Below are 13,097 nucleotides of genomic sequence, written 5' to 3'. Positions count from 1 at the left end.
TCGGCGCCCGTCCGATCAGCGCGCGCCGCGAAAGCGCGGCAGGAGCATGCCCGCCTCGCGCCGGTAGCGAATGTAGCGATCGCCGAAGAAGGCGACGAGGTCGCGCTCCTCCAGCTGGATGCCGACGAGGATGTAGGCGGTCGCGACCGCCGCGAACAGCAGGTGGCCGACCGTCATCGTCGGCGTCGCCCAGAACGCGACGACGAAGCCGAGGTAGATCGGGTGCCGGACGTGCCTGTAGAGGAAGGGCGTCGCGAACGCGGCCTCACCCGGCGCGGTCGGGCGCCAGCCCTGGATGGCCTGCTTGAGCCCGAAGAGGTCGAGGTGGCTGATCATGAAGGTGCTGGCGAGGACGACGAACCAGCCGAGCCAGAAGAGTCCCTTGAGGACGGACGCCGCGACCGGATCGGAGACCGACCATGCGGTCGCCGGGAGCGGACGCCACTGCCAGAACAGCAAGAGCAGGGCGAGGCTCGCCAGGAGGACGAAGGTGCTGCGCTCGACGGGCTTCGGGACGATGCGCGTCCACCACACCTTGAAGCGCGGGCGTGCCATCACGCTGTGCTGGAGCGCGAAGACGGTGAGCAGGGCGACGTCCACGACCACCGCGAGCCACGGCGCGACGACCGGCCCATCGTCGACGGTCTTCGGAACGAAGCCCCCTCCGAGGAACCCGACCGCGTAGAGGAAGGACACGAGGAAGATGGCGTAGCAGACCAGGGCGTAGATCATGCGGGCAGCGTGCGACATGGGAGATCTCCGGCGACGGGAGCGTGATCGGCCGTGCTCCGAGGCCCGGTCCCGGCCCGGTACCTCGCGGCCCGCCCCTTCATCCGGCCGATCGCCCGCCCGCGTCCGTGATCGCCGTCACAGACGCGGGCGGGCACCCGAGGCATGTCGATCCCCTCAGCCGAGGAGGATCACGTGGCTGGAGCGTTCTCAGTCTTCAGGCGATGGCTCGATTGCAGTCGCACGCGGCGCGAACTCGCCCTGTTCAACGACCGCGACCTCGCGGATCTCGGCCTCGTCCGATCCGATCTGATCTGATGCGTGCCGCGGCCTTCAGGGTCGGACGCCAGCCGCCGCGGCTGTCCCCGGGGCAGCCGGCTCCCGCTCCGGCAGCGCGCCGCCCGGTTCGGGCGGATGGCGGGGTCGCGGCGACGCGGGTGTTCTTCGACCGCCGTCCGGCCTCATGGTCCGTTCGCGGTCCGCGGCTCCAAGCGGAGCAACCGCGATCGCCGATCCGGTCCAGTTCGGGCGCCTGCTCTCCGCCAGCCCCGTCTTCGGGCGCCTCGAACCCGACACGCGGCGTGTGAGAGCCTTCGTGCGGTGGTACCTGATGGTGCCCTGGTGCCAGCCGGCAGCATCGCGGACGTTCCGCTCGACGAACCAGAGGCATCCCTCTGTTGCCACCGCCCAGAGGCTGCAGGGTTTCGCGAGTCCCTTGATGCCGGGGCTAAACTTGAGCATGCGAAGGGATGCACTGTCGTAACATTCGCGATGAACACCGCTTCCTGCCTGTCGGAGAGAGACAAAGATGCTGATGGGCCTGGTCGCACAGCGTGCCTCATGATGCCAGCGAGAGAGTACGGCTAATGACCTTGGACTGTGAACAGCCATTGACGAAGCCTCCGGATAGGCGCTTTCTCATTTGACAGCTTGCGAATTGACCGTAACCATTCGTTCAAGTGTCTCGGGGCAGCCCTTCATGCGTCGCATCGCGTTTGCTCTTGTTGCCGGGTTGGCCGCTCAAGCTGCAACCGCCCAGGTACGAACTCCAGAGTTCACCAGGGCAGAATTCGTATTCAACGAAGAGCACAACCTTCGATCCCGTGTTATTGCCCAGGTTCTGTTAATAGCCACCGGCCATCAAACGTCCGTTCCAACGGAAAACCTCGGTCTGCGCACTTTTGAGGCGATCAAGCGGTTTCAAGAACAGAACGGTATCTGGCCGGACGGAGTCCTCAACAAGTCCACTCACGACCGGCTGTTCGCAACCGCGGCACCGATGATGACAATGTGGGACTTCAAGTTGCTTGAGCATCCGTCGCGAGGCCGCCCCATCTGGGTGCCTCAGGGCTTGTCTTTGCGCCCGCTCACAAATAAGAGTGGCCTTGCGTTTGAAGACTCACTTGCCCGCCTAATCGTCAAATACAACTACTTCCCATCGATCAACGTCGCTCTCGTTTATTCAGACACGTTAGAACGCAAACGGCGCAATCGGTACACAATCAATTACAGCGTCATTAAAGACGAATGGTTTGTTATATCAGCCACTTCCTCAAGCGGTAAAGACGAATATCTTCGCTACCACCAAGACGGAGATGGGGTCCTCGGCTTTTCACTGTTCTGGGACAACGCAAAGGGTAATGTCGGCGGTGAACGCATCGCAATCTTGATGTCAGCTTCGCTTGGCTCCGTGATGAACGGGCGTCCTATGGTCGAGCCGCCAGGGGCGTCGCAGGCGGCCGCTCGAGTCGCCGCGACACCTCCCTTGCAGGTTCCGGTTCCCGCACAGCCCGTAGCACGCGAGAATGCGCCCGTTCCCTCGGCGTTGCCTCCCGTCGCCACCGCGCCTCCCGCACCTGCACCTCCTGCGGCACCGAAGGCTGAGGAGAACGGCATCTCAACGGGTTCAGGCTTTTTCGTAGACACCAATGGCAACTTCATCACGAATGCCCATGTGATCAAGGATTGCAAGTTCGTCGTGGTGAAACTGAACGATAGCAAATCTCCGCACAATGCGCGAGTTGCTGCGACAGACAGCAGCAATGATCTTGCTCTCCTCGCAATCGAAGATGCCAAGGGAGGCAGATTTGCGCCGATTAGAACGGGCACTAGGCTAGGAGAGTCTGTCGCTGCTTTTGGGTATCCTCATGCGGACATCCTGGCGAGCTCTGGCAATTTCACACTGGGAAACATAACCGCCCTATCTGGCTTAGGTGATGATAGCCGATACTACCAAATCTCTACTCCTGTTCAGCAGGGTAACTCTGGTGGCCCACTCCTAGACAGTTATGGCAACGCTGTGGGGGTCGTTGCGGCGAAGCTGAACGTGCTCAAGGTGGCGCTTGCCTCTGGCGATTTCCCACAGAATATCAACTTTGCGATCAAGAGCACGATGCTCGCGACGTTCCTAGAGTCGAACCAGATCGCAATCCAACCGGGCACGACGACAGGAGCCAAGCTTGATCCCGCAGACCTTGCGGATTCCGCCAAGGCGATGAGCGGGTTCGTAGCCTGCCAGTAATCGGAGATGTACTCTCTGACGACGCGGTGCGGTCGAGGTAGACCCAGCGCTTGCCGCCGCCCTCGTCCACGACGAGGGAGAGGCCGCCGCCATCGGCGTGGCGGCCTGGCTCGGTCAGCGTCTGGACTCGCCGCGCCGAGAGCCGGTTGATCTCTCGCCCCACCGGACCCTACCATCGTGGTGCTGCGCGGTGCATGTGGGTGCACGGCATGCGCCGCCATGCCGCTGATCCGCAAGGGATTTGGTGTGGTCTATGCCCTACGGGCAGGACTGTGAATGACTATTGGCGGAAGGGGTGGGACATTCCGAGCCAACCTCCTATTGCGTTATAAATCAGTTACTTAGCTCATTTCCAGCCCTTCTCCTGTAGCGCGAAACTGTAGCACTCAGGCTGGCCAACTCTGCCGGTTTGGCGGACGAATTGGAACTCGAACTCAGCCCCTATCTGTCGCGGTTCACATGACCCGCGTCTCATGCCGGTTGGCTTCTGGGATGCTGCCCGACAATTGACCCACCACTGGCGAGAGCAGGCAGAGCGCCTGACCAGGGCCTTGCCTGCCCCGGAGAGTTAGCCCGTGGTACAGCGCCCCTGGTGGTGGCGCCGCCTGGTGGGATGATGACCAGCCCTGAGCCCTTCGACCCTGTGGCCGAGTTCAACGCTCTCCTGTTCGAGGCTGGCAGCGTGTGGGACGCGCTGGACCGCGACGATGGATGGGCCTTGGCTGCCTCCTTCGTGGTGGAGCAGCACGCCCGCGCCCTCACGGAGGAGTGGAACGGGATGGAGGGCCGGGAGCGGTTCAAGACCGCGAAGCGCCAGAGGGTCTGAGGGACAGCCTTGGAGAGCAAGGCGGATGTTGTAACAGTACAAGCCGTGCAGTTGCTCCAGAAACGTGCCACAATCAATCGGATAGCGCACGAGGCGATTGCAGTTGAACTGGCACTATACCGGAAATGCTACTGACAAGCTGGAACGACAGCCCTGGAGAGGCGTTTGCCGCATGCCAGCATCTAGGCCGGTTCATGCTGAAGGCTTGTTATCATCATCATCGACATCTCCAATGGTTCAGACACCCAGCGGCATCAGGGACGGTCCGCTGGGTGTTCTGCTGTCTTTGGGTTGCGGGTCTTGTAGGTGGAAGTAAGGTGTCTTCCTGAGGCGCCCCTGACGCTGATCAAGCCAGCCTTCAGAGCGCCCTTGAAGGACATCTCCTTCCCACCCGGGAAGACGATGATGACCTTGCCATCCACCTGCTTGGCGGTGATGCCTGACCCGAACTGAGCGTTCAGGATGGCCTCAGGGTCGCGGTCCTCGATGGTGGAGACATACTCGCGATAGAGAGGTTCGCACCCCCGGGGGTCACGCTCCATCCCGTGGCGGTGCATCGCGGCCTTCATCTCCCGGGGCTTGTTCTCGTGAGCCCACTGGAAGAAGTCCTCGGGGTCGTCGGAGCCGTAGCCCTGCACGGTCGAGACAGCCTGAGCCCGGAAGCCCTCCACCACGGCATCGACGCGAGCTCGCATCTGGTGAGGCTCAATCCTGGCCTCGGATGCCGCATGGCCGATGGTCTGCTCACTGATGGCGTCTTCGGTGACCACTTGGTGCAGGGCCGAGACCTAAAGGTAGGGAGACACCTCCTGGCAGATGGAGGCGAACTCGGCCTCTCTACGGGGGTCCTCCAGGGCCACGGCATCATCCACCACGGGCTCAGGCTCAGGCTCCTTCTGAGCGGCCTCAACGCCACCCTGGACCTCCCTGTAGGCGCCCAGAAGGTCGCGGGAGAGGATAGCAAGCTGTTCAGTCGTGGCCACCGTCAGCTCCATCCCCTCCACCGTGATGAGGTCCGTGGGGTGGATGGCACTCCCTACGGCCAAGACCTAATCAGCCTGATGATGTGAAGGGCGGCCGAGGGTATCGGTCAGATAGGCGGGATTGCTAACATTGGTGAAACCATCCGGAGTTGCCGCCGTTTTCCGCACATGCCTGGTCCGTGCCCCCCCTCCCTGTCGCGTGTTCTGGTCGTCGAGGACGAGGCCCTGGTGCGTATGATGGCTGTGGACATGCTGGAAGATGCCGGGTTCCTCGTCCTCGAAGCGGCCAGCGCCGACGAGGCGTGGGCTCTTCTGGAGAACCGGAACGACATCGATGTGCTGTTCACCGACATCGAGATGCCGGGCTCGATGAATGGCTTTGGTCTGGCTTCCCGAGTGGCCGAGCGTTGGCCGCGTATTCGCCTCGTGATCACGTCCGGGCGCTATCGCCCTGCCCGCCGCGATGTGCCTGACCACGGTGAGTTCCTGCCCAAGCCGTACCACGCGAATCAGGTGCTCCGGGCATTTGAGAGAGCCGGCACAGCCTAACGAACGTGTCTGTAACCTGATGCGGCGCAGGCTTGGTCCGCTCTAGGTCAGAAACGGACTTGAACGTCAGAAGGCGAGCGCATAGCTGTGCCGCGCGAGGCCACGTCCTCCCTCCCGCTCACGGGAGTTCAAGTCCGGGACGGCCCGGCCCTTCGAGAGAGGGCCGTCATGGCTTGGGTCTACCTCATCACCGCTGGCATCCTTGAGGTCGTGTGGGCCTACGCGATGAAGCAGTCACACGGCTTCACGCGACTGTGGCCAACCGCGATCATGATCGCGACGATGCTCGGCAGCTTTGGCCTGCTGGCACTTGCCATGCGCTCACTGCCTCTCGGTACGGCCTACACAATCTGGACCGGGGTCGGCGCGGTGGGTGCGTTCGTCATCGGCATCCTCGTGCTCGGAGAGCAGGCGAGCGTCACACGGCTGGTCGCGGCGGGGCTGATTGTCTCGGGCCTCGTGACGATGAAGCTCGCGAGCACTTCGTAGAAGCCGAGCCCGTTGGAAAGCCGGTAACGTTGAGCTTAAGCCGCTTTCTCAGTGGCTCTCCACCCCGTCCAGCATCGTGGTAGAGGCTCGAGCTGCGAAGATTGAGAATGTTGCCGTCCTTGAAACGGACAGACATTCCCTGAATATCACCAACGATTAGGCGAGTGATGTAAAGGCAATGCTTCTTAGACGCTGAAATCTGAACACATACGTACTCTCTGCTTTGACCGTTGTGCAGCATCGTCCAGGCACGCATACCGACTTGAGCAATGATACGCTCGTAGTCATCCTTATGTAGCCAAGTGTGTTTCTGAGCGTTGTTGACGTAGACCCCGATGACCTGCGTACCATCAGGGTAGATAATTAATTTGAATTCCTGCTTTTTCGGTTTAGATACCGCTTTTTCGATTGATAATATTTGGTCCTTAGCGGGTTAGCTTGACCCTTCAACGCGGCAGCCATCGCTCCACCCATCCCCTTACTAGCCGGGCTATGAGTTTACTCTGCGAGCGGATGCCGGGCGGGGTCTCTGGTGAGGAGCATGTCTTCCCAACCGCCGAGCAGGCCGCAAAGATGGCTCGGCGGCGGATTATGGCTCGGACTCCCCACCCCGGCTTTCGATATCACGACCTCAGGTACGAGGCGGTGAGCCGGATAAGCGGGCACCGCGATACCCGGGTGCTGATGCGGTACACGCACCTTAGGTTCGAGGCGCTTGCTGAGAAATTGGAAAAAATCCAATAATTGCTTAAGTATTTTTCACACTGGACTACCCGATGCCATCCTATTCATAATGCAATAGGAAAGTCTTTTTGTGGACGCTGTGGCTCTGCCTGTTATACATTCCGTAAGCGCACAGAGGAGGTTTATGATTTCAAGGTGGTCCCTGCCACTGTGGGACTAGGCAAACTTCAGGACAGTTTTCAAGAATGTTCGAGAAGAGCTATAGGCGGTTCTAGTATGAGTATCATAGAAAATAAGCAACTTTTACGCACTTCTCACGACGTCGTAAAACTTCTCAGAGATCAAAATATTGCTTTAAGAAAAGAAAATAAGGCTTTATTAGAGCGAGTTTCAGCTTTAGAAGCAAAATTAGGTTTTCTAGCAGGCAAGAAAAACTTGCTTCTTGGCCTCAAAGGTGAGCGTTTAGTTAGTGAGCTTGTTGAAGGACAGTTAACATCGCATACATCAGGCTTTGATGTCGTCTCTGCTTCCGGCTATGTGTTCGAGTGCAAGTACTCCAGCTTGGGAATAGCCGATAGGTCGAAAAAAAATCCGTCGAAGCGTTGGGCATGGCCGAGGCCCTTTGGCACAGCCGGCAAGAAGTTTTACGACTATATAATACTCATAGGCGATGCTGATGACAGGTGGTCTAATCAGTACAAAGACAAAGAGAGTCCTTATATTATTTTTTGCGTTCCATATGAAGAAGTTGAAAGTCTCACAATAACGACCGATGGCGGGCGTATGAAATCGATCCATCTTACCTCTAACCCTTCAACGGCGTTGCGCTCCAAAGGCTCGCGACTGTTTCGGGAGTTTCAGATAACAGCTGAGGAGTTTGAGCAAAAATTTGCAGATGACTAGCCCGTAAGGTATGGGCGAGGCAAATTTTTCTCTGGACTTGAGAGTCTGACCGGTGACGCCCACCTCGCCGCTTAGTAAGTTCTCCTATGACCTCGCTCCCGCACCCTGGTAGATTAGGCCGCATCAGCGTTTGGGTGAACGCGGGAGTCGCCGTGGCCCTCCGGGGCTCTTGAGGCCGAGAGACCACCCAGCAAGGGTGCCCATTAAGAGTCCCTAGCACAACCTCCATTCGAGCCCGCTAAGTGGAGTGCACCCAGTTTGACCGGACAGGTAGCGGGGTAGGTTTAGGCACTCTGGCTGATGAACTCGCGAGGCGAGAGCATACGCAAACCGGAGTGCGGGTGGACGGTGTTGTAGTCCTCGAACCAACTCGGCAGAAGCCGCATCACGGTCTCGGCGTCGGGCAGCATCGCAAGGCGTGCGTAGTCACGCTTGAGCGTTTTCACGAAGGCTTCGGCAATGCCGTTGCTCTGCGGGGAGCGCACCGGTGTGAACAGCAGCCGCAGCCCGAGCGCGGTGGCCGTCTCGCTCGTCTGGCGGGCGATGTAAGCCGAGCCGTTGTCGGACAGCCACTCGATCGGGTGCGGGGCCTTCGTCGCGCCGAAGCGGTGCTCGACGCAGGCGATCATCAGGTTGCTGACCATCTCGCCGGAGACGCCGGCCGTGGTCGCCGACCAAGCCATGATCTCACGGTCGCAGGCGTCGATGGCAAACAGCACCCGGACCACCGCTCCGTCCCGGCAGCGCAGGTCGAGATGGTCCGAGCACCAGCGCACGTTCGAGCGCAGCGCGACCACGACACCGTCATGGGTCCGGCCGGTGCGGCGAGCGGTATAGGGCGCCAGCGTCAGCCCGTTCACCTGGAGGATGCGCAGCACCCGCTTGGCGTTGACGACCGACGCGCCTTGCGAGCGCAGCACCCTGTTCAGCAGCGCGGTGATACGCCGGTAGCCGTAGCTGGGACGGGCCGCGACGATCTCGCGGATGGTGGGCAGCAACACGGCGTCCTGGGGCCTGCGGGAGGGACCACGCGGCCGGACGGGGCGGGTGAGGCGCTCGGCGAGATGGGAGCGAGCCACGCCCAGCGTGTCGGCGACCGCCTTCATCGGGAACCGCCCACCGGCCCGCCCCAGGAGACGAGCGGCAAGGTCGGTTTTTTTGTGCGTGCGAGGTCGAGCGCCTCCTTGAGGATCTCGACCTCCATGGTCTTGCGCCCGAGCAGGCGTTCCAAGTCCCGCACGCGCCGCTCCAGCTCGCGCACCCGGCTGGTGCCGACGACCTCCTCATCGGCCTGAACAGCCGCATGCCCGCCTTCCAGCAAGCGCCGCTTCCACCGGAACAGCAGGCTGGGCGACAGCCCGTAGCGCCGCGCCACGAAGGACACGGACGAGCCGGGCTGCTGGCTCTCCTCGACGAGGCGGATCTTCTCGGCCGTGGACCACCGCCGGCGGCGCTGCACACCGGTCAGGATCTCGCCGTGCGGAGGCGGGGCGATCGGATCAGATGCCATAGCCTTATCCATAGGCCTGCGCCTATGCCTTCCTGGGCTATGCCGCCTGTCCGGTCAAAACGGGGTGCAGTTCACTAAGTGCTTGAAATCTCTTGCGTTGAGTTGGTTAAGATAGGTGCTCTAAGCTAGCCGTGATGGATTGAGAGTGCCGCCGGACATCACCTCATGCGCTCAATACCAAGACCACCACGCATTCGTGTGTGCCTCACTGGCCAAGCTGGCCTTAATGACGATGCGGAGGGGCAGGTGATATGCTTCTTGCTCAACCTGTCGGACGAGGGCGCCTGCTTATCATTCGCTGACAGTGTGGTTGTTCCAGCGTGCTTCAGCTTGGTTCTAGGGCCAGGAGGCGAGACTCACCGGGTCGAGGTGCGATGGCAAGAAGAGACGACGATAGGCGTCAGGTTCTCAGAGCCCCTTTCTAGAGAGATGAGAGAGTTTCTGACCTCTCACCTCAGATTTGCGCCAGACCACTGCAACACTTTGTGACGGAAATCTCACGGGCCGCACGTCAAGTTTCGCCGGCAGCGTAACCGTGGCGTGAGCTGTGCCTACTTCGCTGGCCGACGCGCCCCTACTATCCCCTCGCGCCACACCTCGTTAGGGTGAGCCGGATGAGCGTTCGCGTGGCCGCGATGGGCAGCGAGCGCGGCGTGTAGGAGGACAGGCATGCGTCTTGTTGGTTTCGGGCTGGCGTTCCTGCCGTTCCTCATCGTCCTGATCGTCAGCGCCATGATCGCCGCTGTAGCATTCCCCTTCCGGGCGCTCGCCGCCGTGGCGCGGAAGAGGGCTCAAGCGTAGCCGGTCCGAAGGCTTTGGGCCTCGTCTGTATAGGCTGACGGCACTCCGACCTTAATCGCCTAAGGGGGCCGGCTGACCGACCACATGGCAGCTCGCGACGCTGTCCCTGGATGTGGCCTCGCGGTCACAGGCACATTCCACCTCAGCATGTCAAACCAGGAAAGCTAGGCTTCAGCTCGTCGGACCCCACCGCATCATGACCATTCACGAGAGACGCGCACGCATTCTGTCGTCTTGGCGTGCGAGCGTGCTCTTAGCCTCACTCGGACTCTCTGCCCAGAACATCCAAGCTGCACCGGAAGCCAAACACGAGCCGAACCAGAGCCGCCCCAAAGAGGGTGCAAGTGGCGATGATCAGCAGTCGAGGAAGGACAAGAAGGACGACGTTGATACCGAGCATCTCTTCGGGTTTACGGAAGGGGCAGATGCGAGTGAGAAGGGTCACCAAGAGGTTATTGTTGATACCATCGGCCGGTTCAGCAAGCGCCGCGATGGACCGGGGTTTTCCACCTATCGCGTGTTCGATACCCGGATCGGATACCAGTTCAACCCTATCGATCAGTTAAGCATCGAGTTTTCTACTTTCGGCACATTCCATCACGCCCGGAACATTATTGATGTAGACAATAAATCTTTTGGCAACTTCGACGGCTTAGCAGTTGATGTTAAGTACCAGTTCCTAAAAGCAGACGACAAGCAGCCCCTCAACGCCGCCTTTGAGGTGCGTCCACGCTTTACGCGAGTTCTACCAATCGAGGGCCGAGGCGCAGACATCGTTGACGTCGAGACCCTGCTCCAGGTGGATATGCAGGTCGTCAAAGACAAGGTCTGGTACGCTACCAATATCAGTTTCGAGCCCACAGCCGGACGAGAGAGAGGGTCTAAAGCTGGTTATCGTTCGTCCACCTTCCTGTGGTCAAATGCTGTCGTTGCGCGCATTGCGGAGAAGACGTTCCTTGGCCCTGAAGTTCGCTATCTCCGGGGCTACGAAGGTACATTCCTGAACCGACTTGAGAGCGAGGCGCTGTTCATCGGTCCCGCTCTCCACCACCGCTTCACGGAGCACGCCTGGGTCACGGTGGCCTACGCAGGGCAGGTTTGGGGGCGGGACACCGACCCTTCTCTGGCCAACCGTGCGTTCGGCCTCAGTCAGTTCGAGCGTCACAATATGCGGGTTAAGCTCGGGCTGGAGTTCTAGATGCCCTTTGACGCCCTCGCCTGCTGGCGAAGAGAGCCATTAAGAGACAGTATTGTTACGTGATTGCCACCGGAGCGCCTCCCGCTAGCGACTTCGTCCACGCACTCGTTCAGTTTATCCGCCGCATGTCCATTCGTCCACGTCCAGCGCACCTCAGCGTGCCTGGAGGCGACCAGGTGTAGTCTACTACCGCGCCCAAAGGGTCCTTATCCTCCTTAATAGGGCGCGGCGTCTCAAGTTGAGCGTGCGGCTCTGGGTGCCCCCTATGCAGCCAGACTGAGGTCCGCCTGCTGGTTCATAGTTACACGGAGGAACTTGCTCGGGTTTCCTCGTCCACGACCGCGAACGAAGGTCCACCCTCCCTGTGCCATGACCGCCTGGACCAGTTTGTGACCTATGATGCGGTCGGTGTGCCTCTGGAGACTAACCCCCGTCTCCTCCTGCACGTCCAGACTGGTGATGCAGTTCTGGTCAGTGGTGGCCAGGAGCGCCGCTACAGCCTTCGCACCGCCCTTTGCCAACTCGGCTTTCCTAACAGCCTCGCTCCTCGTGAAGTTGGCCCCTGGGAAGAGATGGTCCTCCTCCGCCCCACGGTTGCTTGAGACACCCCGTTAGCGGACGGTCTCCGCGACAGGGGTGAGGACGATGACCACATACACGAGGGCGGGTGCCGATGCGGTCGGTCCCGGCCGGGGCGGGAGGATGTCCCGGCAGCGCAAGCGGGATGCCGTACTGCGACTGCTGCGCGGTGAGGACCTGGAGACTATCTCGCGCAGCCTGGGCGTGACCGCCGCGACCCTGTCGGGCTGGCGCGACGCCTTCCTGGCAGCGGGTGAGGCGAGCCTGTCCACCCGGCCCACCGATGCGGAAGCGCTGGAGAGCGGGCGGCTGAAGGCCAGGCTCGGCGAGATGTTGCTGGAGCGCGAGTTGCTGGAGGCCAAGATCACGGCTCTGGAGGCGCGCGGCCCCGGCCCTTTGGCCCGCAGGAGGTCGCGGCCATGAGCCAGGTCCTCTCCCCCGTCAGTGGCAAAGCTTACGGGCTGGCCCGCGTCTGCCGGATCTGGGGCCTGTCGCGCGCCACCGTCCACCGGCATCTCTCACCCGCGCGGCCGGAGCCGGCGCGGCGTCCCGGCCCGGTTGGGCCGATGCCGGATGCGGCGCTGCTCGACGAGATCCGCGCCACCCTCACCGGCAGCCCCTTTCACGGCGAGGGTCACCGCAAGGTCTGGGCGCGCCTGCGCCACAAGGGCGTGCGCACCTCCAAGCGCCGCGTGCTGCGCCTGATGCGCGACCATGATCTGCTCGCCCCCTCGCGCGTCGGCGCGCCGCGCGGCCCACGCACGCACGACGGCACCATCATCCCGGAGGCAGTGGACACGATGTGGGGCACCGACCTGACCACCACCTGGACCGGCGAGGGCCAAGTCGCGGTGTTCGTGGCCGTCGACCACTGCTCGGCCGAGTGCGTGGGCGTTCATGCGGCGCGGCGGGCCACGCGCTTCGAGGCGCTGGAGCCGATCCGCCAGGGTGTGCGGCAGCGCTTCGGCAGCTTCGCGGCCAAGAGTGCTTCCGGCCTGAGTGTCCGGCACGACCATGGCAGCCAGTACATGTCCGACGCCTTCCAGGCGGAACTGGCGTTCCTGGGCATCGCGAGTTCGCCCGCCTTCGTGCGGGCGCCGGAGGGCAACGGCTGCGCCGAGCGTTTCATCCGCACGCTCAAGGAGAACCTGCTGTGGGTGGACAGTTTCGACACGGTCGAAGACCTCCGCCGCGCCCTGCTGGCGTTCCGCGAGATCTACAACGAGACGTGGCTGATCGAGCGGCACGGGTTCCGCCCACCGGCAGCCATTCGTGCCGCACAGCTTTCACCCGCGGCTCTGGCCGCGTAGGCTGGAAATCGGTGT

General features: G+C 61.5%; 14 protein-coding genes. 10 read left to right on the top strand and 4 right to left on the bottom strand.

Features of this window, described 5'->3' with window-relative positions; all coding sequences use genetic code 11:
* Nucleotides 1-15: 15 nt before the first annotated feature.
* The gene (gene mddA / locus M446_RS31085; RefSeq protein ID WP_012336059.1) at nt 16-750 is read right to left on the bottom strand and encodes a methanethiol S-methyltransferase; all 735 of its coding nucleotides are present in this window, start codon (nt 748-750) and stop codon (nt 16-18) included.
* A gap of 174 nt (nt 751-924) precedes the next feature.
* Between mddA and M446_RS36120 the strand changes: the two genes are divergently transcribed.
* From M446_RS36120 to M446_RS31075, 3 genes are all read left to right on the top strand, one after another.
* Nucleotides 925-1,047 carry a DUF1127 domain-containing protein gene (locus tag M446_RS36120; protein WP_265576471.1) on the top strand — a complete coding sequence of 41 codons (123 nt, stop codon included), beginning with the start codon at nt 925-927 and terminating at the stop codon, nt 1,045-1,047.
* Between the two features lie 661 nt (nt 1,048-1,708).
* Nucleotides 1,709-3,250, top strand: coding sequence for a serine protease (locus M446_RS31080; protein ID WP_012336057.1), 1,542 nt, complete (start codon nt 1,709-1,711; stop codon nt 3,248-3,250).
* A gap of 616 nt (nt 3,251-3,866) precedes the next feature.
* Nucleotides 3,867-4,076, top strand: a complete 210-nt coding sequence (locus M446_RS31075) for a hypothetical protein (protein WP_043701827.1) — start codon at nt 3,867-3,869, stop codon at nt 4,074-4,076.
* A gap of 254 nt (nt 4,077-4,330) precedes the next feature.
* Here the strand turns inward: M446_RS31075 and M446_RS31070 are convergent, their stop codons facing one another.
* Both M446_RS31070 and M446_RS31065 read right to left on the bottom strand, forming a co-directional pair.
* Nucleotides 4,331-4,846 carry a hypothetical protein gene (locus M446_RS31070; protein ID WP_043701824.1) on the bottom strand — a complete coding sequence of 172 codons (516 nt, stop codon included), beginning with the start codon at nt 4,844-4,846 and terminating at the stop codon, nt 4,331-4,333.
* A gap of 18 nt (nt 4,847-4,864) precedes the next feature.
* Nucleotides 4,865-5,071, bottom strand: coding sequence for a hypothetical protein (locus M446_RS31065; RefSeq protein WP_150108769.1), 207 nt, complete (start codon nt 5,069-5,071; stop codon nt 4,865-4,867).
* Between the two features lie 156 nt (nt 5,072-5,227).
* Here M446_RS31065 and M446_RS31060 point away from each other — a divergent pair, with 156 nt between their 5' ends.
* The 3 genes from M446_RS31060 (at nt 5,228) to M446_RS37765 (ending at nt 7,684) form a co-directional block, all read left to right on the top strand.
* A complete protein-coding gene (locus tag M446_RS31060; RefSeq protein WP_012336055.1) occupies nt 5,228-5,608 on the top strand; it encodes a response regulator in 381 nt (126 codons plus the stop codon).
* 168 nt (nt 5,609-5,776) lie between these two features.
* Complete coding sequence (locus M446_RS31055; RefSeq protein ID WP_012336054.1) at nt 5,777-6,097, top strand: DMT family transporter; 321 nt, start codon at nt 5,777-5,779, stop codon at nt 6,095-6,097.
* 879 nt (nt 6,098-6,976) lie between these two features.
* Entirely contained in the window at nt 6,977-7,684 is a 708-nt protein-coding gene (locus tag M446_RS37765; protein ID WP_150108768.1) for a hypothetical protein, read from the top strand.
* A 284-nt stretch (nt 7,685-7,968) separates the two neighbouring features.
* Here M446_RS37765 and M446_RS31045 read toward each other — a convergent pair.
* Nucleotides 7,969-9,206 (bottom strand): IS3-like element ISMtsp18 family transposase gene (locus M446_RS31045; protein ID WP_085984473.1). Its coding sequence is split into 2 segments (ribosomal slippage): nt 7,969-8,846 and nt 8,846-9,206, totalling 1,239 coding nucleotides; the frame shifts between segments, so codons are not numbered across the junction.
* A 153-nt stretch (nt 9,207-9,359) separates the two neighbouring features.
* On the opposite strand from M446_RS31045, the gene M446_RS39815 reads away from it, so the two are divergent.
* From M446_RS39815 to M446_RS31020, 4 genes are all read left to right on the top strand, one after another.
* Nucleotides 9,360-9,683, top strand: a complete 324-nt coding sequence (locus M446_RS39815; RefSeq protein ID WP_150108767.1) for a PilZ domain-containing protein — start codon at nt 9,360-9,362, stop codon at nt 9,681-9,683.
* Nucleotides 9,684-9,863: 180 nt separating this feature from the next.
* Complete coding sequence (locus tag M446_RS39340) at nt 9,864-9,995, top strand: hypothetical protein (RefSeq protein WP_012336051.1); 132 nt, start codon at nt 9,864-9,866, stop codon at nt 9,993-9,995.
* Between the two features lie 196 nt (nt 9,996-10,191).
* A complete protein-coding gene (locus M446_RS31035) occupies nt 10,192-11,193 on the top strand; it encodes a hypothetical protein (RefSeq protein ID WP_012336050.1) in 1,002 nt (333 codons plus the stop codon).
* Between the two features lie 645 nt (nt 11,194-11,838).
* Nucleotides 11,839-13,082 (top strand): IS3-like element ISMtsp5 family transposase gene (locus M446_RS31020; protein WP_076612169.1). Its coding sequence is split into 2 segments (ribosomal slippage): nt 11,839-12,163 and nt 12,163-13,082, totalling 1,245 coding nucleotides; the frame shifts between segments, so codons are not numbered across the junction.
* Nucleotides 13,083-13,097: the final 15 nt, after the last annotated feature.

Source organism: Methylobacterium sp. 4-46 (assembly GCF_000019365.1).
GTDB lineage: Bacteria > Pseudomonadota > Alphaproteobacteria > Rhizobiales > Beijerinckiaceae > Methylobacterium.
The sequence above is the reverse complement of the archived record's forward strand: the minus strand, read 5'-3'. Positions and strand labels throughout refer to the sequence as shown.

Excerpts from the sequence above, each read along its gene's own strand:
- M446_RS39815 (WP_150108767.1), top strand. The coding sequence starts at position 9,360 with ATGCGCTCAATACCAAGACCACCACGCATTCGTGTGTGCCTCACTGGC.
- M446_RS31060 (WP_012336055.1), top strand. The coding sequence starts at position 5,228 with ATGCCTGGTCCGTGCCCCCCCTCCCTGTCGCGTGTTCTGGTCGTCGAG.
- mddA (WP_012336059.1), bottom strand. The coding sequence starts at position 750 with ATGTCGCACGCTGCCCGCATGATCTACGCCCTGGTCTGCTACGCCATC.
- M446_RS31065 (WP_150108769.1), bottom strand. The coding sequence starts at position 5,071 with ATGGAGCTGACGGTGGCCACGACTGAACAGCTTGCTATCCTCTCCCGC.
- M446_RS31075 (WP_043701827.1), top strand. The coding sequence starts at position 3,867 with ATGACCAGCCCTGAGCCCTTCGACCCTGTGGCCGAGTTCAACGCTCTC.
- M446_RS31035 (WP_012336050.1), top strand. The coding sequence starts at position 10,192 with ATGACCATTCACGAGAGACGCGCACGCATTCTGTCGTCTTGGCGTGCG.
- M446_RS39340 (WP_012336051.1), top strand. The coding sequence starts at position 9,864 with ATGCGTCTTGTTGGTTTCGGGCTGGCGTTCCTGCCGTTCCTCATCGTC.
- M446_RS31055 (WP_012336054.1), top strand. The coding sequence starts at position 5,777 with ATGGCTTGGGTCTACCTCATCACCGCTGGCATCCTTGAGGTCGTGTGG.
- M446_RS31080 (WP_012336057.1), top strand. The coding sequence starts at position 1,709 with ATGCGTCGCATCGCGTTTGCTCTTGTTGCCGGGTTGGCCGCTCAAGCT.